This window comes from Nodosilinea sp. AN01ver1, assembly GCF_050565655.1.
Classification (GTDB): Bacteria; Cyanobacteriota; Cyanobacteriia; order Phormidesmidales; family Phormidesmidaceae; genus Nodosilinea.
The window spans coordinates 1-22,896 of sequence record NZ_JBNXVS010000030.1 but is presented as its reverse complement, the minus strand read 5'-3'; the positions used below and the strand labels follow the sequence as shown (position 1 = coordinate 22,896).

Below are 22,896 nucleotides of genomic sequence, written 5' to 3'. Positions count from 1 at the left end.
GAGTTTTGTGGCTCTAATGGTGGGCATTTTGGCAGTAGAACGGGTTACACCCCGAGTGATTTAGCCAGCCATCATAAAAGCCCTTGACGTAGGGAAAGACCTCCTTAGATAGTTCTCGCCGCCGTTCTTCCTCAGGGGTAAGAGGGACATTGAGGGAGTCGGCTAGCTCGGCTAAAATGGCCTCCTTATCAATGCGAGTAAACTTACCCTGTGACAGCACAACTTCACCATTGACCATCACCATATCGACCCCAGACATACGGCTGCGGTGAATGACAGCATCCAAAACCGGGACATCTTGATCGAGGTAGGGATAGGCGATGTGGTGCCAGTTCATCATGACTAAATCGGCTGATTTACCCACCTCTAGGGTGCCAACCGAATCGGCAAACCCGGTAGTTTCTGCACCGTGCTCGGTGGCCATTTGAAACACCTGGGGTGAGGTTGGCACCAACTCATCCATGCCGGGAACGCGGTGGAGCTTTAGCACCAGACGCATCTCCTGAAGCATGTCGCGGTCGTCGTTGATCCCGGCTTCGTCGAGACCAATACCCACCTTGACGCCGTGCTTTGCAAAGTGGTTTAAGGGGGCAATACCACTCTGTAATCGCAGGTTAGAGCTGGCGTTATGACAGATCATGGTGCCAGTTTCTTTGACGAGCTCAATATCTTCTTCGGTCAGCCAAACGCCGTGACCTAGGGTTAGATGAGGGCCTAAAAAGCCTAGATCGTAGAGGTGGCGCACAGCCGATTTGCCTGAACGACGGTGGGCGTATTCTTTTTGGTAGGCCGTTTCTAGCAGGTGCATGTGCATGCCCACACCAAACTTCTCGGAATACTCCTTTTGCAACATGAGGGCATCGTCAGAGCACCAGTGCAGGTTAGCTGGTGCCATTTGAATCCGCACCCGGCCCTCAGCACCTTTGTTCCACTGCTGCCAAAGATGGTCAAAGAAATCCATATAGTCTTGGACTGGCACCGCTTGGTCTTTGAGGTAAGCGCCAATTTCAGGGGCAATGCTGGGCGGCAATTTTTCGACAAAGGCTTCGTCAGCTTCATAGACCAGTCGGTTTTGGTCACGCACCGCAAAACAGTATGAGACCCGCATGCCAATGTCTTCGTAGGCCTTGAGAATTTTTTCGGTAATAGCTGGCCAGCTAGCGGCTGGCCCCTTACGCCAGCCGTGGATATGCTGAACCGTCGTAATCCCTGATTCCAGCATTTCAAAGGCGGAATACAGGGTATCGAGGTAGGGATCGACCGTGCGAGCCGCCATGCGACTGGCAAACCAAAGCTCAAGGGGATGGTCGGGGGAACCGAGCTGAAAGGGGGTGAGCCCAACGTGGTGATGGCTATTGACAAAACCAGGCATTACCACATCTTGGGAAGACCCTAAAAGTTCGTCAGCCTCGTATTTAGCTGAGATTTCTTCGTAGGTGCCAATGTCAATAATCTGGCCATCTTGCTGAAAGATTGCCCCATCACAAATGACGTCGGCCTCTGTTCGGCTCAACACCTTACAGATGATGTATTTGCCTCGAATAATGGACGATACCACGGGAATCACCTCAAACAAATAAGCAGCTTCGAGTGGCCTACTTCATGAGATATGTATACATCATTCATGAAGTAGACTTTGAAAATTTCCTGGAAGATGTATGCGCTCAGTAGAACACTGAGCGGCATCTTTCAAGACGTCGAACCAATACCTTGCTCAAAAAAAGGACTACTGCACCTAGGGCTTCAAAAAAGAATTGACTGGTGTTAAATTAAAGCCCATGCATCTTGTATACATCCATCATCTTGAGGGGAATGTATAGGCTTATACGATTAGCAAAATATTTCCAGCCTCCCTATGCAGCAGAGTTCTTAAGCAAAATGCCCTAGAGGAGTACAGTGCAGTATAAATCTTCCCGTTGTCTCTCAGCGAAATGTTCCTGGCACCTGAAACTTAGGTTCTAAAGTCGTCAATAAAGCTGCCCTGTTTCTGCTGTTAGAGCTAGAACTAGGCCGGGATATATCAGCCTAGATTGAGACCTGTTATAAGCACAATTCATGAATTGATTAAAAAAATGCATCCCAAAATCATTTGGCTCATCAGCGTCCATGGGTACATCCCGCGTTTGCAAATGTCATTCTAAGCGGAGCTGGTTTGCTGTACAGTACAGACCTGCCATTTGCATGGTCATGTCACTGACCTACAAGTAGTTTTAGCCCTATGACTATCTATCATCTGACGGCGACTGAAGCGATCGCTCGATTGTCTGCGGCGGAGTTTTCATCGCTGGAGTTGGCCCAAGCCTTTCTAGAGCGGATTGGTCAACGGGAGAAGGGGGTTGCAGCTTGGCAGTATTTGGATGCTACCCAGGTGATTGACCAGGCGATCGCCTGCGATCGCACCCAAACTGCTGGTGCTCCCCTAGGCGCTCTCCACGGCATTCCGGTGGCGATCAAAGACATCTTCGCTACGGCAGATATGCCTACCGGCTGGGGTACCTCCATTCATGCTGGCCAGCAGCTAAACTACGATGCCGCTGTGGTCGAACGCCTGCGGGCCGCTGGGGCCATCATCATGGGCAAAACGGTTTCTACCGAGTACGCCCTGGCTCGAGCTGGCAAAACCCAAAACCCTCATCACCCGAACCATACTCCTGGCGGTAGCTCTAGTGGCTCGGCGGCAGCGGTAGCCGATCGCATGGTGCCGGTCGCCATTGGTACCCAAACCGGAGGGTCAGTACTACGACCAGCGGCCTACTGCGGGGTGCTGGGGTTTAAGCCCAGCTTTGGCACCCTCTCTCGGTTTGGCGTTATGCCCGTCTGTCGCGATCTCGATCATGTGGGGGTGTTTGCCCGCAGCCTGGCGGATATTGCCTTGCTCTGTTCGGTGCTGATGGGTGTGGATGGCCGTGATCCAGACTGTTTGGGCGGAGTGATGCCTAACGAGCCGCTTCAGCTAGGGCGACCGCCTCGGATAGGGTTCGTGCGTACCTCCGCCTGGCATGAGGTAGAAGCAGAGGCCCAAGCTGCCCTGGTCGACAGCCTAGAGACGCTGGCCCAGGCCGGGGCAACCGTAGCCGACGTCTCTATGCCCTCAACCTGGGATGAGTACTTGGCCACCATCGATGTGCTGATGGCCTGTGGCGCTGCGATCAACCATGGCTCAGATTGCGATCGCCACGGCGAAGCCCTGTCTCCTCAGCTGCGACAGGTGATTGAGCGGGGTCGTGCCTACGGCAGCCTGGCCTACGGGGCGGCGCGGCAAGCCGTGGTTGGCTACAGCATTGCCTTAGCGCCGCTTTGGACTGAGTTTGATGCCCTGATCACCCCGGTCACCACCGGGCCAGCCCCGGTGGGGTTGCACAATACTGGCTCCTTTAAGTTCTGCGGTCCATGGACTTTGCTAGGTGTCCCAGCGCTGAGTATTCCGGTTGGGCGAGCTAAGAATCAACTGCCCCTAGCAATTCAGCTAGTGGGGGCGCGGGGTGCCGATGGGCACCTCTTGGCCGTAGCCAATTGGGTGATGGTCCAATTGGGCGATGCCTGCCAGTTAGCGCCGCCGGTTTAGCAGGGTTGGTACAGCCCTTGGCGGCTGGTGGCGTAGCCGCAGGCCACCAAAGATTCAGCCAGTTTGGTGGCGCAGGCAACGCCGTCGAGCACAGGCACGCCCAAGTCGGCGGCGAGCTGGGTAGAGAGCCCGGTGACTGGCCCACCGCCCAAAATCAGCACGTCGGCGTTGTCCTGCTCTAGGGCCTGCTGGCAGGCGGCTCGGCAGGCAGCGATCGCCTGGTTAGGATCGGCCAAAATGGCCCCATAGCTGATGTCGGCAATACGCACGGAGGCCAGCCGGGTATGCAGCCCGTAGTCGCGGGCTAGGTTGGTGATATTCATGGCGTTGTGCGCGCCAAAGGTGACAATGCTGTAGTAGCCCCCCAGCAAGTGGGCGCTCAACATCGCCGCCTCAGCGATGCCAACCACGGGGATAGCTAGCTCGTGACGGGCCGCCTTCAGCCCCGGATCGCCAAAGCAGCCGATGATGGCGGCGTCATGGCCAGAATGGTGGGCTTTGAGGGCCTCAACCGTCTGCACGGCGGCTTCGGCAAATTCAAAATGGGAGCGAATTACCGCGTGGCCTGGAGCGGTAATGCCAGTAATGGTGGTGTCGGGGGCGGCAACGGTGTGGGCGATCGCCACCATGCGATCGCTCACCGCTTGGGTGGAGTTGCTGTTGACCAATATTAGTTTCATCACGACTCCAATCGGGTTGAAAAAACATAACTAAGCAACGCTGTCCAGGGGCTGTCCGGGGGAAATCACGCCGCAGAACTTCGTAGCTGTCTATACAGCTCTTATCATTATTTTTGTATACAGTCTATGAGTAAATTAAGACTGGAAGCTTTCGAAAGGCTCTTGAAATAAAAATTAGAGCAGATCTGGCAAAGTATGAAATCGGGGATGACCCAGCTCGCCCTGAAGGGATTTTGAACATGACGACTCTGGATTTAGTGATTCGCGGCGGCACCGTTGTCACGGCAACAGACATCATGCAATGCGACTTAGGCATCAAGGATGGCCGCATTGTTGCCCTGGCCGATTATCTAGAGGGCGATCGGGTGATCGATGCGGCGGGGCAGTGGGTCTTGCCCGGCGGCGTCGACGCCCATTGTCACCTCGATCAGCCGATGTCCGATAACTCGGTGATGGCCGATGATTTCTATACCGGCACCGTCTCGGCGGCCTGTGGGGGCACTACCACAGTAATTCCCTTCGCTTGCCAGATGAAAGGCGGATCGCTTAAAGATGCCGTCGCCGATTACCACCAGCGGGCCGACGGCAAGCCGGTGATTGACTATGCCTTTCACCTGATTGTGTCAGACCCCACCCCGGAGGTCTTAGAGACCGAGCTGCCCCAGCTGATTCAGATGGGATACACCTCCTTCAAAATCTACATGACCTATGACGACCTCAAGCTCAACGATCGCCAGGTGCTCGATATGCTCGCCCTGGCCCGGCAAGAGCAAGCCTTCGTCATGATCCATGCCGAAAATGCAGACTGCATTGGCTGGATGGTTCAGAAGCTAGAGCGCCTAGGCCGCCTAGCCCCCCGTTACCATGCGGCATCTCGGCCCATGCTGGTCGAGCGAGAGGCCACCCACCGGGCGATCGCCCTGGCGGAGCTAGTGGATGTGCCGATTTTGATTGTGCATGTGTCTGGGGCCGAGGCGATCGAGCAAATTCAGTGGGCTCAAAATCGTGGCCTCAGAATTTACGGGGAAACCTGCCCTCAGTACCTGTTTCTCACCGAGGAGGATTTGGGTGGCGAGCACGGTTTTGAGGGAGCCAAATGTATTTGCAGCCCTCCCCCTCGGGATAAAGCTAACCAGCAGGTTGTCTGGGATGGGCTGGCAAATGGAGTGTTTCAGGTGTTTTCTTCTGACCATGCCCCCTTTCGCTACGCCGACCCGCTGGGGAAACAGATTCAGGGCACCCAGGCGGCGTTTAAGTATGTGCCCAACGGCATACCGGGCATCGAGACCCGCCTGCCGCTGCTGTTTTCTGAGGGCGTGTTGCAGGATCGGATTGATATCAATACCTTTGTGGCCCTCACAGCCACCAACCCAGCCAAACTCTACGGGCTGTATCCGCGCAAAGGCACGATCGCCATTGGCAGCGATGCCGATGTGGTGATTTGGAATACCGATCAGTCGATCATCCTCACCAACGACCATCTGCACCACAACGTCGACTACACCCCCTACGCTGGCATGACCCTGCAAGCCTGGCCCGAGGTGGTGCTCTCGCGGGGTGAGGTGGTCTACCAGCAGGGGCAGTTCACCGCTACAGCGGGGCGGGGCCAGTTTCTCCCCTGCGATCGCCCCGCCTATGCCAAACCCTACCGCCGCGATCGCCCCGTTGTTTAGACGTTTAATCACTTTATGGCTGCAATCCAGTCTCCGGGTAACCTAATTATTAAAAACGCCCTGGTATTGCCCTCTGCCCACGCCCCGGCGCTACCCCACACCGATATTTTGATCGAGCAGGGTGTGATTACTGCCTTGGGGCCAGATCTGGCCCATCCCCCCGACTGTGCAGTGGTAGACGCCACCCAGCGGCTCGTAGCCCCCGGTTTAATCAACGGCCATTTTCACTCCCACGAGCATTTCCATAAGGGTCGCTTCGACAATTTGCCTCTAGAACTGTGGATGCATTTTGTCCGCCCCCCGGTGCCGCCGCCTGCCCTCACCCCCGACCAGGTCTACCTGCGCACGCTGATTGGCGCGATCGAAGCCCTGCGAACGGGCACCACCTTTGTGGTCGACGATGTGAACCAAGCCCCCCAGCTCTCGATGGATTGCATTGAGGCGGTGTTTCGCGCCTACGACGACATTGGCCTGCGGGCCTTAGTCAGCGTCAGCCTCTACGATTTGCCCTTCTACCGGGCGGTGCCCTTCTTCGATGAGGAAATGCCCGCCGCCCAGCGCCAGGCTCTCGATCGCCAGGGGGCTCCCAACCGCGATCGCCTGCTAGAGATTGCTCATCACCTTGCCCAAACTCGCCATCCGCGTCAGAATCGGGTCGGGTATGTGGTTGCCCCTTCGGCCCCCCAGCGCTGTACCGCTTCCTTTTTAAAGGAACTAGCCGACCTGGCCGAGACCTACGACCTACCGATGATTCTCCACCTACTCGAAACCCGATTGCAGGCAGTGACTGGCCAGCTGTTCTACCAGCGCTCCATGGTCGACTATTTAGACGATTTAGGGGTGTTGTCTGAGCGTCTGGCCCTTCAGCACTGCGTCTGGCTGACCCCTCAGGATATTGAAACGCTCAGCCGTTCGGGGGCTAGCGCCGTTTACAACCCCCTGTCTAACCTCAAACTGGGCAGTGGGTCGATGCCCCTGCGCTCATTTCTCGCATCCAACGTTAACGTAGCCCTGGCCAGCGATGGCTGCGGCTCCCGCGACAGCGTCAACATGCTTTCCGTGGTCCAGGCCGCTGCCCTGCTCAACAAATCACCCCACGACCCGCCAGAGCAATGGGTCTCAGCCGCAGAAGCCTTCCACTGCGGTACCGTTGGCGGGGCCAAAGCCTTTGGCCACGGTAGCGACTTGGGCAAAATAGCGGTGGGCTACCGCGCCGATCTGGTGGGCTATCGGTGCGATCGCATGTCCTTTGTGCCGCTCAACCATCCGCTGCGGCAGCTTACCTATGCTGAAACTGGCGGCTCTGTAGACCTGGTAATCGTCGACGGGTCTGTCGTCATGGAAAATAGACGCCTCATAAACATTGACGAGCCGCAAATCATTGAGAACATTTGTGAGCTACATCGGCAATTATTACCAACCCTTGAAGACTCGGAAGCCACAGTAAATGAGTTGTTGCCCTACTATCGCCGAATCTATGACCGCTGCTTAGAACAAAAAATTGACCCCTCCATTCCTGCCTCAGGCTGAAGTTTAGGGTAGTTCTTGATGTTGGTTATAAATCTCATCCAAGTCCAGAAGTGGAGCTTTACCACGGGAAAACTACAGCTTCCGAGCGGGACTTGGTGTACCAACCTAAATACTGTTACGTAAAGAATCTGTCTACGGCCCGAACCTTTGCCCCTTTCAGTTTAACTCTGGAGCGAACCTGCCGCCGTTCAGTAACTGTCTCCGCAGGGGAATTGCCCTGCCGAATACCAGATACCTCCAGATGAGCAGACTTCTCAGAGGGCAGTTCAGTCAAGTCAGACAAATTCCCCAACCAATAGTCAAAACGGATTTTTTGACGGGAGCGCTTTGCAACCATGGAACTCGTGATGCGCTGGATCAAAAGCAGCGCAACCCCGTGGGCTCCTACACCTGCTCAAAGGACAAAATTTCCCTATGGCCATAGGTGGTGCTATGAGCACCCGATAATTACTCGAGTACTCACCATCATCTCCAGGGCTTCCATCCGATCCAGGATGAATTGCTCATCTCGCTAATTGGCTGAAACAACGTAACTTTGTTCAAAGATTAGCCATAAAATTGGGGTAGGTTTGGGGTAACGAAAATTTTATGGCTTTGAAATAGCTTCTGTTTATAGCTTTTACGCTAGATTCGTAATCGAGCGGTCGCGGGTTCAAATCCCGCCATCGGCTTAAACGCTAGAATGCTTGATTGATGAGGGTCTCAGGGTGAATTAGCCCCCTAAAGATAACCTAAGGTGCACTGGTTTTGGGTGTAAACATATCCTTCACTTGGGCGTTTTTAGGCAACTTTGGGTGTAAATTGGGTTTAAGAGCAGGTGTACTGTTATGCATTCGCCCGAAACACCGAAAACGCCTTCTGGTAAGGCTTCTAAAGGAACTGTGAAGGTCATTGCTTCTCATGACCGTTTGCAACTGCGATTTCGTTATGGCGGTGAGCGTCATTATCTTTCCGTGGGGCTCCCCGATACTCCCACAGGCCGAATGGTGGCTCAGCAGAGGGCCAGCCAAATTCAGCTAGACATCCTCTCCGGCAACTTTGATACCACTCTGGCAAAGTATAAGACTGCGCCCGCCGAGCCAGTGAAGATCAAACTGACGGCCCCATCTATTCCTGAGCTTTGGGAAAAATTCTGTGAGGTCAAGGAGCCCGTGGTTGCTCCTGGCACTTGGCGGAATGGGTACTGCGTCAACACCTCTCACCTAGGGCGATGCCCCCATAAGCAGCTCAAGGATGCGCAGAAGATTTTTGATTGGGCTATGACCCATCTCAACCCTGATCCCGCGAAACGGTTTATTCAGGCGTTGTCATCCTGCTGTCGCTGGGCCAAGCGCAATGACTTGATCGATCAAAATCCCTTTGAAGGGCTTTCCGGAGACATCAAGATTCCCAAAACTTCGGATGACAGGACAGATATCGACCCGTTTAGCCGTGCAGAACGTCAAGCCATTATCAGTGGCTTTGAAAACAATCAGTACTACGCTTACTACACGCCCTTAGTTCGGTTCTTGTTCTGCACCGGGTGTCGCCCCTCAGAAGCAGCGGGTCTGCAATGGAAGCACATCACCACCGATGACATTATTTTTGATCAGGCTGTGGTGGATTCTGTGCGGGGGCGAGTGCTGAAGGATGGGCTCAAAACGCAACTGAAAAGGAAGTTTCCTATCAATAAACAGCTTCGGCAGCTCTTGACCGCTCACCGACCGTCCCAAGCGAAGCGAAGCGACTTAGTCTTTCCGTCATCCGAGGGGCAGTTTATGAATTTTCATAATTTTCGCAATCGTGGGTGGTCAGCCGTCCTGGAGGAACTCGGTATTCGCTATCGAAAGCCCTACCAGGCTAGACACACATTTATTACTCACTGCCTGGAGGAGGGGATCAGTGTGTCGCAGGTCGCCAAATGGGTCGGTAACTCTCCAGAAATCATCATGAAGCACTACGCCGGTACCCTGGCACGTTTCCAGGTGCCCGAGATTTGACGAGAGTCCCTTGTGATAAACAGCTAAAACCTAGCTAACCGACTGAGCTGTTGGTTTGGGTGTAAGTAACCAAGCCACTACACCCAAACCAGCGCTAGATAAGCCTCATTATCTCTGGATATAGGGAGGCTCACATCTTGCACCTGGTAATCTGAACGTCAATGCCCTGCTGCTGTAACAAGGAGCGTTTTCGCTCGATGTCTGCCAGCAGCAGGTCAACCAACACATTTGCTAGGGCGGCTTCCAATACAACAGTGGCGGCTTCTGCCCCATCTTGCAACGCCTCGGTTCGTTCAGAGGTCGAGCTATTGATCGCATATTTCCTAACTTATTCTGGTGATCAGATGCCTAGGTGATAGCAACCGCCAGCAGCGATATCTACGGTGTCCTCTGCTAACTTCAGCAGCAAATCAGCCATGCCTAGAATCTTTCGGATGTAGCCTCTAAAATGCCAGCATTGTTTCCGCTATGCCAGGCTACAATTTCCTCAGGGGTGCTTCAGTCGAGACGGTTATCAGTACAGCAAGTAGGACGTCCACTATGCCCAGAAGGCCTTCTGCGTCATCCTCCGACGGCTCTTCCAAAAATAAGCCCAGAGTGCGCTTCATCTTTGAGCCCGATCGCACCTCGCCCAACGGCATCACCTATTCCTGGCTGATCCACGACACTTACAACGGCAAGGAGAAAGCGGCCACCGCCACCCGTGCCTTCTGGCTACCCTTCGCCTACCGGCACTCCGGCAATTACTCTGAGGCCGAGTTGCGTGACCTGGCTCAGCAATCGATTTGGCAAATGGAAGCTCAGATTCAACACCTGCGCGAGGAATTTGAGTTGGGCCTGGCTCGGCCTGACGCGACTGAACTGGTGGGAGGCCCAGAGACAGAGAATCTACAGGCTGAGCCCATCAATGAATCCGTTTTGGCGCAGCCAGTGACGGTTGCTGCTCCAGCTGACCTACTCGACGAGTTCACCGATGCCCTATGAGTGAACCTCTGTTGCCGAAGGAGCCCGAAACTGAGAAAGGACGATTGATGCGCCAGCAGTACCTGGCGTTGGCTAAGGCTTCGCTCAAGGACGCTAAGGATTACGACAGCCTCTACACTCGCTACAGCGACAACCCCACGTCTGCCCAGGGGCTAGATCGCGAGGTGGCCAGAGCGGCACTACAGACCGGCAAGTCTCCGAGGCAGGTAATTCAACTGCTGGCCCAGGGGCCGTTTACTCAGCAGCAAATTTTGGGTCTGTCTGAGGATGAGAAGAAGGAAGCACTGCCCAAGCTGCTTCAGTACGCCCAGAAGACCGTGGATAGTCTTCAGCAGCAGCGATATCTGGAATATGCCTGCTCAGTCACGGGAAAAATCCAGAGCTACCCCGATCTTTACCGGGATTATGTGAGCAGCGATCTGGCGGCGATTCAGCTCGACCAGAAAGTGACGGCAGCGGCGCTGGGCGCTGGGGAATCGGGGGAGGCTGTGGCGGCACTACTGCACCAGGGGCCGTATGCCCGTTTTCAGCAAGATTTGCAGGGGGTGGCCCCACCGACGATTGAGCAGTATGCCCGAGGGACGGTGGCTCAAGTGCAGGCGATTCAGGCACTCCAGGTAGGGCAGCCACAGCGGAGCATACCGCGCTCTAGGGGGATAGACCGTTAGTACCTTGATCCTGTTGGAGTATTACTCGTCGAGTTCGCTGTTGATGTACTGATCAGCGAAAGCCTCAGCGGCTTCTGGATTCATAACTTTAAGAACACGGACGATTTCCAGAATGGTATCGCCTGTGGGGTCGATCTTGCCGCTGCACCAGCGGTGGACACTGGTGCGGTCAATCCCCAGATTCGCCGCGAACCGATACTGCGTGATGCCGTACTGCTCCAGCACTTGCTTAAGAACGTAGCCTGCTTTGCCCATATCCTCATCATTTCAGAGGATGAGGTGCAGGACGTTGTCTAACATGCTAACGTTAGCATGTTAGACAACGACTCGATGTAACTGGAGGTTACCGATGTTGCTTCCCCAGGGATTTGTTGGATCGGAGGTTGGCGGTGCAGAGCACGACCTTTTGGTCAGTGTTGAGATCAGGCAAAAGCTAAGCAACTACCCCAGGCCCGACCGAGAGCCGGTAAAGCTCTTGGCGATCGGGTCTCGGGAGGCGATTCAGGCCATGCTTCAGCAGATGCATCTGTGTGGGTTTGCTGAGATCTTCGAGTGGACTGATTTCATGCCAGCGCCTACCCCTGAAAGGCCCCTGCGGTGTCAGCCTGGGGAGTTGATGAAAATGCTGGTGAAGTATTTTCAGCGGACATAACGTTAGTGTCCCTAGAGCACCTGGGTCAGGAGTTGGTGAAAGAGAGGATCTCCCCAGGTCATTAGTCGCAGAGAGGGTTTGTCGGCAAAGATGGCTGGCTGAAAGGTCACCGTATTGGCCCACTGGCCACAACTCATCCGCCAGATTCCAGGTTCTACGGGTATAAAGTGGACTCCCTTCCTTTGTAGGAGAACCGATTGAGTGAATGTCTCTTCGATCGCCTCTGGGTTAAGGGCAGTGGGAGGCAACGGTCGCCGAATGTCTTGCAGGTCAGATTCCACATCGCGCTTCACCATGTCATCGAGGGCTGGCCGCTGGGGTGGAGTCGCCAGGACGGCGTCGAATTCTGACAGCAGCACGTCTTCTTCTTCGGGGTCGGCGCTCATGGTGGCCCGTTCGATAAACGTGGGCACCTGGGCCAGGATGGGTTGGAGGTTGCCGACTACAGATTCAAAGGCCCCAATGCGATCGCGCAATTTCCGGTACACCTTCGCCTCTACTGTGCCGTCGTAGTAGAAGTTGTGAATGGTGACGGTGGGATAGCGCTGGCCAATGCGGTCAATACGGCCAATGCGCTGCTCCACCCGCATGGGATTCCAGGGCAGGTCGTAGTTGAAGAGCACCCCGCAGGTCTGTAGGTTGAGGCCCTCGCTGGCGGATTCGGTACAGAGCAGGATTTTGATCTCGCTATCGCGAAATCGGGTTTTGATCAGCTCCTTGGGCACGATCGCCCACTGGCCATCGTGCCACAGTTCGCCGCCGCGCCCGGAGTAGCAAGCCACCTGGTTGCCGTAGAGTTCCCGCAGCTGCTCCCGCAGAAAGTCCATGGTGTCGGTGTATTGGGTAAAGGCGATCGCGCTTTCCCGATTCACCAACTCCTGTCGCAGGGTGGCGATGAAGTGGGCCAGCTTGGTGTCTTCTCCGGTGTTCTCAAACTGCCGTAGCAGAGCTTCTAAGTGTTCAATTTCTCGGGGGTCTACGGGCTCCATGTAGCCCTCTAGCCCTTCGATCACCGCATCGTCGGCATCGTCTAGCTCCGCCAGGTCATCGGCGGTGAGGCCACTGCCCTGCTGGGTAATCAGAGAATCGAGCCGTCGCTGGAGGGATTGCTGAATGGCGTAGAAGGAGCTGGTCAACCGTTTGCGGTAGAGGGTCATCAAGAAGCCCAAAGCTTTGCGCTGCTCTTTTTGGGCCAGGCGGTAGAAGTGGCGCACGTAGTCGCTCACCTGGCGGTAGAGGTCAGCTTCGCGAGTGGGTTCTAGGGTGATGGCGTTATCGCAGACTTCGCGGCGGGGGACATCTTTTTCCAGCAGGCCGAGGCGGTAGTACTCCCGCAGGGTGTCCCGCGTGTGGCGGAACATCATGTCTTTGAGGGGAGTGTTGGTGGAGAGGAATTGCAGGGAGGCGGCGAGAAAGGCCTCGTCTTGCAGGAAGAGGCGATCGTTGATGGTTATTTTCAGTCGCCCCCGCCAAGCATCTTCCACTCGGCTGGCTAGCATCCGGTCTTGCTGGTGGAGGTGCTGCTGGAGGCGGGGGCAGGGCTGGCCGCCATGGGCAAAGTAGTCGGCAGACATCGTTTGCCAGAAGTTGAGCAGGTGGCGATCGGGCTTGCTGTCTAGGGAAGAAAAGTAGTCACAGAAGGTATCGCCGTAGGCCCAGTGGCCCTCTAGACCCAGCACATGCAGCAGGTCAAAGACTTCGATGGGGTCAATTTGCATCGGGGTGGCCGACAGCAAAATCAGCGCTTTGGTCTTGTCGCGCAGCTGCTCCAGCAGTTGCAGCAGGCGGTTAGGGGTGTCTTTTCTGGCCTGGGGCGATTTTCGGCGGGCGTGGTGGGCCTCGTCCAGCACCACTAGATCCCAAGGTTCGGCATCGAGCAGTTCTTGCATGCGCTCTTGGCGTCGCACCAGGTGGCTAGAGGCGAGAATCAGGTTTTGGGTATTCCAGGGGTTGCCGGTGGGCTGGGTAGTCTGGCCGTAGGGGTCTTTGAATTCGCCTTGGGTGTAGCTCCAGAAATGGATGTTGAATTTTTCGCGCAGTTCTTCGTGCCACTGGGGCTGAACGCTGGCGGGGGCCAGCACCAGGACGCGCTTGACCTTTTGGGATACCAGCAGGTAACGGAGGATCAGCCCGGTCTCGATGGTTTTGCCCAGGCCGACTTCATCGGCAATCAGAAAGCTGCGGGGAAATTCGGCGGCGGCGCGTTTAAGAATTTTGATTTGGTGGGGCCAGGGCTGGATGGGGATGGAGCTGAGGCAGGCGCTCAGGCAGCCAGGGTCTTGGTGGATGTTGGCGATCGCCCGAAACATCTCCCGTTCCCTTGTCAGGGTAGCCTCATCAATCTGGGCCTCTGGCTTTTCTTCCTTGGCAGGCTCTGGGTCAGTAATGGCTAACTGCTCACGCTCTTGCTTGGTCAGGGGGCGCTGGTTAAATTCGTCGTCGGTTGTCCAGAGGGGCTTTTGGGGCGGGGCGTAGCGGATCAGCTTGCGCTTGACGGCTTCGGGCACCTCAAACACGCGAACGCTGGGGATTTGATTGTGCCAATGCTGCTCGAACCGCAGGGTTTCTTCTTGCACACGGGCCAGGTCGCGATCGCCCTCCCAGGAGCAGAAGACATGGAACGATTCGACGTTGAAGTTCCAGCCGCCGCTGGACTCGTTGTTGGAGCCGGTGGTGGCGATCTGGTTACCATCGGCGTCGGTGAAGAGGCAGACTTTCTCGTGGTAGATGTAGTGGGTGTTGATGGCTTCGTCGGGGTCGAGGGGTTGCCCGTCGTGGCGTAGGGGAATGGCGATGCGGATATCGAGGCGATCGCTCTGAATCAGCCAGCTGAGAATTTCGAGACGTTTGAGCTGGGCAAAGTTGGTGGGTGGGGTGAGGTTGGCATCGAGGCGGGCGGCGACAGCATCGCGGAGGGTGTAGCCCTGCTGGATGGCCTGGAGGTCGGTTTTGCTGAGGTGGCAGCTCATGATCAGCCGGATGCGGCCCTCGTTGTGGAGGAATGCCCCCAGCCCCCCGGCGACCTGGCTGAGGATGGCGCTGCTGAAGAAGCCGGATTTGCGATCGTACTGGGTAGTGCGTTCGAGGGCGGGGATGTAGAAGTCGGCGACAGGGTTACTGGTGTCGCTGGCGTAGCTGATTTTCCAGTCGTAGTTCTTTAGCGATTGCAACATACTAGCGACGAACTAAAAGTCAGGTCCAAATCGTGGTTCTTCAACTTCCAGAGAATGAGAAAATCAAGATCCATAGAAATTCGGTAGATATAGCCAGTTATACATTTTTATAGATTGAAAGGTCTTTTGAAGGGCAAAAGAAACAAATTCACCTCTAGACGAGTGGACTCCTTCATAGAAATCGGAAAAAGAGTCCCTCAAATAAAGAGGATTCGATTGAATATTGGCAAGCATCTGAAAATCATAAGACTTGATTTTTTGAACAAACTTCTGTCTGCTATCCAGCAACTCTTCATCACTTCTTTCTTTCCGAAATCCAGGATATTGAGACATCAATTCACCAATTGCTTTATCTCTTTGAGTCAGAATCAAGTCGATAGGAAATGGTAGATTGTATCTGTCAGCCCAAATTACAATTTCAAAAAACTGTTTTCTCAGTGAATCAGAGGAACCTTTGCATAAATACTTTGTAATTCCTAACAATCGACTGCAATGGCTCTTTATAAAGTCTTCTACAGAGACTCCTTGAGCAGCAGCTACCCTTAGAGCCTGATCCGATAAAGATTTCTCTAGCAAGAGTTTTTCTCGAAGCTCAGAAACAGAGTCAAGAAAGAATTTTTGAGAATTTAGACTTTTTAGTATGACAACACAGGAGTCAAGCAAAAGCTCTGGATGGTCATGGGATCGACCTGGAGCTTTGTTATAGTTTATATAACGCTTAAGATGTAAAGCATCACCCCTGTATAAACCGTTATCCTCTGGATAAAATGTATAGTTTGGGAGAAAGCTGGGTTTCAAGTAGGGATTGCATCTTATACAAGCTTTAAAGAAATCAATAAACGCTTTCTCTAGCTTCTTATTATTTTGTCCCCTTCCAATAATGGCAAATGCGTCCGCTTTATTTTCGGATTTCAGATCAATAGAAACCCTTAAGCTACATTCCTTTAAATCCCCTTCTGGATGTACAAAACTAGGTGCTATCCAACTTCCTCCTCTATAATGGCCAGATCTCAAAGTTACTGTTGCGTTACAACGAATACACTGAAAAATTTGACTAAAGTCAGAGTGGTCAACTTTATCAGCGTTGACGACCTTTCGCTCGTCTTCGCTTATCACAAGGAATGCCTGCTTCATAAAGTAAATGAGTAATGGATCAAGTATAAATTTCGAATTTTCTCAGTTAAATATCTAAGTCGAGAGAATGCTGTCTCCCCTCAAACGTTAGCTCTGGCTGCACGTATAGTACCTTTGCCTGAATCTCATCCATCTCTTCCACCATGCGTTTACGTCACCGTCATTTCTAGCTCAGATTTTGCTCACACAGCTGAAAGATGTAGCGGAGTCGCCCCAGCAACAGATCCATATCCCCAGTGGAATAGACGGGGGTTTCGTAGACAATGCCCTCTGGACTCATGCGGTAGAACTGCCAAGCTCGGCCATTGGTGACGATGCCGTAAACGTCAATCTCGCGACCCGATTGGCGATTTTGCCACTGGCAGGCCTGCACCTCTACCAGGCATTGGGCTAACCCTTTCTCAAAGTCGTCCTTTTTAGCTTCGATGATGCACAGTAGGGGAATGTCTAGATAGCGTTTCCGCTCGGCGATCAGATAATCGACATAGCCTGCGGTGGTGTCACCTTCCAGTTGTGCCCCTTTCCAAATTTTGAGATGCTCGGTGCTGGCGATCGCCTCTTCGCAAATGGCATCAATCAGCAGCTTTTTCGATTCCTCATAACCTTCTAGGTCAAAGGTTTGCTCCAGGCGGTGCAGCCGCTCTTGAAAGAAGGCGCTGGGTTTTAGTGGAGGCGCGTCTAGCTCCCAAGGAATGAGGTCGTCTAAGTGAAGTTGTTTGAAGGCTTCGGCGTAGCTAAAGCTAGAAAAGTTTTTCTTTTTTGATTTTGGAACCTTAGCCGATGTACCCGCCATAGTATTTATTCCTAGTGAACTCTAGCTTCAATCCTCATTCGTCGCGTAAGCCTGTGGCTTGCTCAACCCATGACAAAGTGTCTGAGCACCTTTGGGTCGAAAAAGTACTCCATATGAGACTCTCCGGTGATCTGCTTAACTAAAGAGACTTTAAAGGAGACCTCTTTAGAGACCAGTTTGGGGGTGGGCTCTTTGCCAGGCACGGGTACCTTAGAGCAGAACCAGTCTTGGTTAGAGTAAAAATCCTCCCATTTCTCAATGTGAGGGTTATCTAGGCACTTCTTAATCTCTGACTCTATCCAATCGGTTGAGGAGGAAGAGCTTTCGAGGGCACTACCCCAGGTGATGTAGCGAACCTGTCTACCCTGCTGACCGCGGTAGTCAGCCATAAAGTCTGTGGCAATGAGCCCGCCCAGGCTATGGGCGAGTACAGTAACGCGATCGTAGGAGCCTTCGCTAACGACGTTATCTACCGCCTGCTTAACCCGAGTGCGCAGGAGTGCTCTGATCGGGGGTTTGCCTTTATGTGACTCGTTCTGAAGGTAGCTAACGAAGAAATCAGTCAAGTCGATGATGAGATTAATCGACACGGGCAACAAGGCGAGTAAAGCGCTAACCACTAGCCAAATCTGCCAGCCCCAGCCCGTGGTAGCCCACCCAGAGATTTGCCCCAAAAGGCCTTGTAAAAATGGAACAGAAGCTAGCGCTGGTTGTTCTGCAAGGGCTGCTAAGACCAGCACAACAATGCCATAGTACCAAAGCAGCACCAACAGCAAAATAGTACTGGTCTGCATAAAGAAAACGGGTGATATCTTCATGATCTTCCAGCCCTGGCTAAACCAGTGAAAGAACATGCTGATACCCCGACTAAACTTTTGGGTGGCGCTTTTTGCGCTTAAGCGATCGACCAAATCATTCCAATAGACTTCGTAGATGTCGATAGTCTTTTCAGTATCATCAAATTGACAGTAAAACCGCTTGCCGGTTTGCCCCGGAATTTTGACCTCTTCAGGGTGAAGCTTGATATCTATATCTTCGAGTTGGTTTAATAACCCTTGGCTTAAATAGTTATCGAGATAATAGTTTTGACATTGAGCATCAAACCCTGAAACAAAAACAATGGCTTCTTTCATCGCTATACCAACCTCTATAGGTAGATGACTCTCTAAAACAGCCCCATTTGGCCTTCTTCAAACGCTAGCTCTGGCTGCACGTAGAGAACCTTGGCCTGAATCTCGTCCATCGCTAGCCATAGGTCGGCTAGGGCTTTCTCTTCCACCATGCGTTTGCGCTCGTCGCCGATGTGGGGGATGGCTTTGAGAGCAACTTCCCAGGCGCGCATGAAGAGGTCATTGCTGAGTAGGCCGGTGGCTTTGAGGAAGCGGCGGACGGGGTCGACGCTTTGTTCTTCGAGGTAGAGGGCGATGATGGCGTGGAGGCCATCGACGAGGGCGATCGCGGTAAACTCGTCGGGGTTGGTGGAGAAGGCGCGTTTTTTGAGGCGCTGCTGGGGGGTGAGCAGTTTGCAGGTGCCGCTGGCGGAGTCGAGCAGCTTATGGGTTCTATCGAGGTCGCGGACGTTGAAGCCGCCGACGGCGAGGGCGAGCTGTCGCGCTTCATCGAAGGGGAACTCGCGGGCGCGGAAGGCATCCCAGGCGAGGATGTACCACTGGGTGAGGGGGTCGAACCCGGCGGTGTCGGCTTCGAGCAGTTTGCGGAAGCGGTAGTTGGCGATCGCCTTACGAGCTTCTCCAAAGGCGACTTCGGGGCGCATTTCAACACCGGAGCTATCGAGCACGGGCCAGGCGCGGCTGAAGACGTTGAGGGCAGGGCCAAAGGCGCTGAGGTAGAGGTCGATGCCGCCGATGTCGTTGGCTTCAAATTCGGGGGCGCGTTGCTCGACGAGGTTGGCGAGTTCGGGGCGCAGGTCATCCCACCAGGCGGAACCGGCGTTGGGGTCGCGCTTGCGGCAGACGAGGAGGACGGTGCTGGAGACGGAGTTTTTCTGGGCCTGGTGCAGGTTTTGCGGGTTCTCGGTGCTGACGGCCCAACTGGCGGTGATTTCAAAGCCGGCGTCGATGAGGGATTTGGCGAGCACGTCCCAGGCACCGGAGTCTTTGTGGTTGAACTGGACCGTCATGACGCCGTCGTCGCGGAGGACGCGGAAGTATTCGGCAAAGGCGAGAGCCATTTTGGCTTCGTAGTCGCGGTTGGCGAGTTCTTCGGCAGACTCGCCCATGTTGCGGAAACGGGAAGGGTTAGCAACGGCTTCGCGGTCTTTGTCGGTGAGTTCGGAAAAGTAGAGTTCGGGGAAGATGTCACCTAGAACCCGCTTTTGCCAAACATAAAAGAAATCTGACAATTCCGAATAATGAATAGACGAATAATAAGGAGGATCGGTTATAACACAATCAAGGGAACCGTTTGGTATATGAACTAGAGCATCGGCTGACGACAAATTAATCTTTACTACATTAGAATGGGGTTGGTCATATTCAAAAATGCTATCGAATCCAGTACTAATTCCTAAAAATGAGCAAAGTGTAGTGTAATGAGGGGTGATTGCTTTTGAGCACCACCTCCATAATTCCCCATCACCTGATATCTCTGGATAGTTCCAATTGAGATTAAAGGCATGTGTTTTGGAGGCTCGGTCAGCCGAGGGATGCCCTGAATGCCAGCCTGAAAGCCTTGAATTATAGTCAATACATCTATCTAGGGCGAAAGCCAAGTAAGTCAATATTGCATCTGCTGTAGCAGAATCTAGCTCAAGCCCAATTTTCTCTTTTACTTCATGGAGAATTTCAACATAAGTTGTCAAGGTTAAAAGCTGACGTGAATTGAACATGCCAGCCCAGCTTTTTGCATAAGTGCGAATGTAATTTTGCTCTGTCTTTTCGCCGGGAGGAATATCTTCAGTCGGTATAGATCTTGTGGAGCTATTGTTCTGAATTTTGCTTTGAATTTCTAATTCCGAAATTTTTAAGGCTAGAATATCTTTTTCTTGAGGGATTCTAAATTCAAACCCTCCTTCGCCTTTGCGAAAACAGACAGCATATAGCTGGTGTCCTAACGTATTCTCCTCGGCAGCTTTATAAAATAATTCGGTTTCTATAATGTAGCTGCAGTTGGGACACTTTCCTATGCCACGGTTAATTGTGTTATGGTCATTAGGATTGAAATCTCCCTCAGGAGTTTTAATTGTACTGGCAGTATTCTTTCGCCCCTTTACAAGCTCAAAATCAACACGTTTCTTTTCTAGATTTGGAACAGGTTTTACTGCATACCAGTCACTTGTAACTTTGCGGACTTGTCCTTTTCCGGAATAATTACTAGCCTTACTTAACCACCAATTCGGACTCAACGGCACCACCGAATCACAACTCGGGCACACCACCGTATGCGCCCACAAATAGTTCTGAACTGTCTCCCCCTCCTGCGACGGAAAAAACTCCCCTAACCGCTTTTCCGCCTCATCACCAACCCACTTCACCCACTTGTCAATCTCATGCTGCAAATCTGGCCCAAACTTTAGCGGATACTCCATCGCCGCCTTCATCGTCACCACCGCCACCGGGTTCAGGTCACTCGCCAGCACATTCAACCCATACCGCACCGCCTCAAACGGTATGCTGCCACCCCCCGCAAACGCATCCAGCACCGTCGGCGTGCGCGTGCCCCAGGTCTGCTCACACAGGTCATGCACCTGCTTAATCCGCTCCGGGCTCGGCGGCGTCTTATACAGCTTTGTTGTGCTGTCCGGGTGCCCCGCCACCCGCCGGTTTAGCCCCAGCAGATACTCAAACTCCTCCATCGTTACCGTATCCGGCAGCAGCGAGCCCAACACACTCGCCCGGCTAAACGACAGCGGCTTCCGCGAATACCACCGATGCAGCCCCTTAAACGGGTTGCCCCCATGCTCGTAATACACCTGCTTATTCAGCAGCGTCACCGGAAAGATCTTCTCGATGAACACAGCAGGGCGGGTGGGTTTTGGTTCGGTCATGCTAGGCTCCATGGCTCATCCCATTGTACGAAGCGAAAAAAAACTGCCCGGACTTAGCCGGTATTGCTTAACAGCCCTGGCCCCAGCCCGATCGCCCGGCCCCACCCATTGCTACGCTAAGGAGCACTCATCACCGCCCTGTGTAGAATGCCTGTTTGGCTTTACCACATTACCCCCATCAGCAACCTGGCCACCATTGTGCAGGCCGGTACCCTGCTGGCCAAAAATAGGCTGCAAGCCAGCGAGGCCGACTACACCTCCATTGCCTACGAGCACATTCAAGACAGGCGTTACTCCAAAACAGTGCCCTGTGGCCCTGGCGGCGTGCTGCACGACTACGTGCCCTTCTACTTTGCCCCCCGCTCGCCCATGCTGGGGGCGATCCACATTGGCAACGTCACCGGCTACACCAGCGGCCAGCAGTCTATCTTGCACCTGGTCACCACCGCCGAAGCGATCGCAGAGGCCGGTCTAGGGTTTGTATTCAGCGATGGCCATGCCGTCATGGGCTACACCAGCTTCTACGACGACCTCAACGAAATCGACACCGCCATCGACTGGGAGATCATGCAAACCAAGTATTGGCGAGATACCGATGAGGACGGCGATCGCAAGCGCCGCCGCCAGGCCGAGTTTTTGGTACACCAAGCGGTGCCCTGGCCCTTGATTCGCGGCATCGGGGTGATGGATGATGCGATCGCGGCCGAGGTGAACCAAATTTTGCGACAATTTGGGCAAACGATGACCGCCCGCCTGCGCCCCCAGTGGTATTACACGTAAAATGCAGGCGGCTCGGCTACCCCTGAAGGATCTTGAACCTAACCATTCTATTCAGTACAATTGAACTAACAATATGACGGCACAATGCTCAAGCTAAAGCGTGGCAACCTCCTAGACGAAAAAACAGAAGCCCTGGTGAACACCGTCAACTGCGTAGGTGTCATGGGCAAAGGAGTGGCGCTGCAATTTAAGCGGGCGTTTCCAGACAACTTTAAGCAGTATCAAAAGGCGTGCAAAAACAATGAGGTCGAGCCAGGCCGCATGTTTACCGTCGCCACCGACTCGCTGCTGAACCCCCGGTATATCATCAACTTCCCTACCAAACGCCACTGGCGGCAACCCTCCCAGCTTGACGATATCAAAGCCGGGCTAGCCGCTTTAGTAGAAGAAGTCCAACGGTTGGAGATTCGATCGATTGCTATTCCCCCCCTGGGCTGCGGCAATGGAGGGTTAGACTGGGCCGAGGTCAAACCGCTGATTTTAGAGGCATTCAAACCACTGCCCCATATTGAGGTAATTGTGTTTGAACCTGCCGGGGCACCCCCGGTCGAAGCAATGGCGATCGCCACCTCAAAGCCACCCATGACAGCCTTTAGAGCCTCCCTGATTCGGATCTTAGAACTCTATGGGCTACCGGGGTATAGCGCCAGCCGCATCGAAATTCAAAAGCTGGCGTACTTTCTCAAAGTGGCCGGAGAGCCCACGCTGCAAACCCTAGCCTACCAGCGCTTTCACTATGGCCCCTATGCCCATAACCTAGGTCACGCCCTGCAAGGCATGGAAGGTCACTACATTCATGGCTACGGTGACGGTAGCGATCGCGCCCAGATTCAGGTTTTGCCCGCAGGACATGAGGCGGCCCAAAGCTTCTTGGCTGAGGGCCAAAATGCTGACCCCTATTTAGAACGAGTCAGTCAGCTCATCGAAGGGTTTGAAACCCCCTACGGCATGGAAATGCTGGCGACCCTGCACTGGGTAGCCCAAGAAGATCCTCAAGCTGCTGTCGATTGCGAGGTGGCGATCGAGCGGGTGCGGGAATGGAGCGATCGTAAGAAAAACCTCTTCAAGCGCCAGCATTTGGTAATGGCCTGGAACCACCTTAAAGCACAAGGGTGGCTTAGTTCTTGATGGTTTTGGCTCTTAGAAGGTAATCAGGGCCATTTCATTCTCAAGGAAGGCTGAAGATGCTAGAGTTTCAGGCTGATTCATCTTTTCCTTAGGCTCTATGCATCTTTCTCCTCCATCCCCTGCTACGGTTCCCCAAACCCACCCTGAGTCG

At 53.8% G+C, this 22,896-nt stretch carries 17 protein-coding genes; 9 read left to right on the top strand and 8 right to left on the bottom strand.

All coding sequences use genetic code 11. The features are described from left to right. Positions 1–13 precede the first annotated feature (13 nt). Positions 14–1,558 (bottom strand): amidohydrolase family protein, encoded by a 1,545-nt coding sequence (locus ACQ4N7_RS20090; RefSeq protein WP_430713269.1) that lies wholly within the window; start codon positions 1,556–1,558, stop codon positions 14–16. Between the two features lie 660 nt (positions 1,559–2,218). Here ACQ4N7_RS20090 and ACQ4N7_RS20085 point away from each other — a divergent pair. Continuing rightward, positions 2,219–3,565, top strand: coding sequence for an amidase (locus tag ACQ4N7_RS20085; RefSeq protein WP_430713268.1), 1,347 nt, complete (start codon positions 2,219–2,221; stop codon positions 3,563–3,565). Here ACQ4N7_RS20085 and ACQ4N7_RS20080 read toward each other — a convergent pair. Next, positions 3,562–4,245, bottom strand: a complete 684-nt coding sequence (locus ACQ4N7_RS20080) for an aspartate/glutamate racemase family protein (RefSeq protein WP_430713267.1) — start codon at positions 4,243–4,245, stop codon at positions 3,562–3,564. The two genes, ACQ4N7_RS20085 and ACQ4N7_RS20080, sit on opposite strands and share 4 nt — an antisense overlap. Positions 4,246–4,484: 239 nt before the next feature. On the opposite strand from ACQ4N7_RS20080, the gene hydA reads away from it, so the two are divergent. The 5 genes from hydA to ACQ4N7_RS20055 all read left to right on the top strand — a co-directional run bounded on the left by hydA (position 4,485) and on the right by ACQ4N7_RS20055 (position 11,079). Beyond that, a complete protein-coding gene (gene hydA, locus ACQ4N7_RS20075; protein ID WP_430713266.1) occupies positions 4,485–5,918 on the top strand; it encodes a dihydropyrimidinase in 1,434 nt (477 codons plus the stop codon). Positions 5,919–5,933: 15 nt separating this feature from the next. Further along, positions 5,934–7,448, top strand: coding sequence for an amidohydrolase family protein (locus ACQ4N7_RS20070; protein WP_430713265.1), 1,515 nt, complete (start codon positions 5,934–5,936; stop codon positions 7,446–7,448). A gap of 827 nt (positions 7,449–8,275) precedes the next feature. Continuing rightward, the gene (locus ACQ4N7_RS20065; RefSeq protein ID WP_430713264.1) at positions 8,276–9,427 is read left to right on the top strand and encodes a tyrosine-type recombinase/integrase; all 1,152 of its coding nucleotides are present in this window, start codon (positions 8,276–8,278) and stop codon (positions 9,425–9,427) included. Positions 9,428–9,967: 540 nt separating this feature from the next. Further along, positions 9,968–10,411: a hypothetical protein gene (locus ACQ4N7_RS20060; protein WP_430713263.1), complete on the top strand. Its 444-nt coding sequence runs from the start codon at positions 9,968–9,970 to the stop codon at positions 10,409–10,411. Further along, positions 10,408–11,079, top strand: a complete 672-nt coding sequence (locus ACQ4N7_RS20055) for a hypothetical protein (protein WP_430713262.1) — start codon at positions 10,408–10,410, stop codon at positions 11,077–11,079. Before ACQ4N7_RS20060 ends, ACQ4N7_RS20055 begins: the two co-directional genes overlap by 4 nt. 21 nt (positions 11,080–11,100) lie before the next feature. Here ACQ4N7_RS20055 and ACQ4N7_RS20050 read toward each other — a convergent pair whose 3' ends face one another. After that, positions 11,101–11,334, bottom strand: coding sequence for a helix-turn-helix domain-containing protein (locus ACQ4N7_RS20050; RefSeq protein ID WP_430713261.1), 234 nt, complete (start codon positions 11,332–11,334; stop codon positions 11,101–11,103). Between the two features lie 94 nt (positions 11,335–11,428). Here ACQ4N7_RS20050 and ACQ4N7_RS20045 point away from each other — a divergent pair, with 94 nt between their 5' ends. Beyond that, positions 11,429–11,731, top strand: a complete 303-nt coding sequence (locus tag ACQ4N7_RS20045; RefSeq protein WP_430713260.1) for a hypothetical protein — start codon at positions 11,429–11,431, stop codon at positions 11,729–11,731. Between the two features lie 11 nt (positions 11,732–11,742). Here ACQ4N7_RS20045 and ACQ4N7_RS20040 read toward each other — a convergent pair whose 3' ends face one another. The 5 genes from ACQ4N7_RS20040 to ACQ4N7_RS20020 form a co-directional block, all read right to left on the bottom strand. Beyond that, the gene (locus tag ACQ4N7_RS20040; protein ID WP_430713259.1) at positions 11,743–14,904 is read right to left on the bottom strand and encodes an SNF2-related protein; all 3,162 of its coding nucleotides are present in this window, start codon (positions 14,902–14,904) and stop codon (positions 11,743–11,745) included. Between the two features lie 63 nt (positions 14,905–14,967). Then, positions 14,968–16,038, bottom strand: coding sequence for a hypothetical protein (locus tag ACQ4N7_RS20035; RefSeq protein WP_430713258.1), 1,071 nt, complete (start codon positions 16,036–16,038; stop codon positions 14,968–14,970). Positions 16,039–16,204: 166 nt separating this feature from the next. Further along, on the bottom strand, positions 16,205–16,831 hold the full coding sequence (locus tag ACQ4N7_RS20030) for a hypothetical protein (RefSeq protein ID WP_430713257.1): 627 nt from the start codon (positions 16,829–16,831) through the stop codon (positions 16,205–16,207). A 62-nt stretch (positions 16,832–16,893) separates the two neighbouring features. Then, entirely contained in the window at positions 16,894–17,964 is a 1,071-nt protein-coding gene (locus tag ACQ4N7_RS20025; RefSeq protein ID WP_430713256.1) for a hypothetical protein, read from the bottom strand. Between the two features lie 32 nt (positions 17,965–17,996). Next, positions 17,997–20,837 carry a DUF1156 domain-containing protein gene (locus ACQ4N7_RS20020; RefSeq protein ID WP_430713255.1) on the bottom strand — a complete coding sequence of 947 codons (2,841 nt, stop codon included), beginning with the start codon at positions 20,835–20,837 and terminating at the stop codon, positions 17,997–17,999. A gap of 147 nt (positions 20,838–20,984) precedes the next feature. Here ACQ4N7_RS20020 and darT point away from each other — a divergent pair, with 147 nt between their 5' ends. Next, on the top strand, positions 20,985–21,617 hold the full coding sequence (gene darT, locus ACQ4N7_RS20015) for a type II toxin-antitoxin system toxin DNA ADP-ribosyl transferase DarT (RefSeq protein WP_430713254.1): 633 nt from the start codon (positions 20,985–20,987) through the stop codon (positions 21,615–21,617). 84 nt (positions 21,618–21,701) lie between these two features. Continuing rightward, positions 21,702–22,745, top strand: coding sequence for a type II toxin-antitoxin system antitoxin DNA ADP-ribosyl glycohydrolase DarG (gene darG, locus ACQ4N7_RS20010; protein ID WP_430713253.1), 1,044 nt, complete (start codon positions 21,702–21,704; stop codon positions 22,743–22,745). Positions 22,746–22,896: the final 151 nt, after the last annotated feature.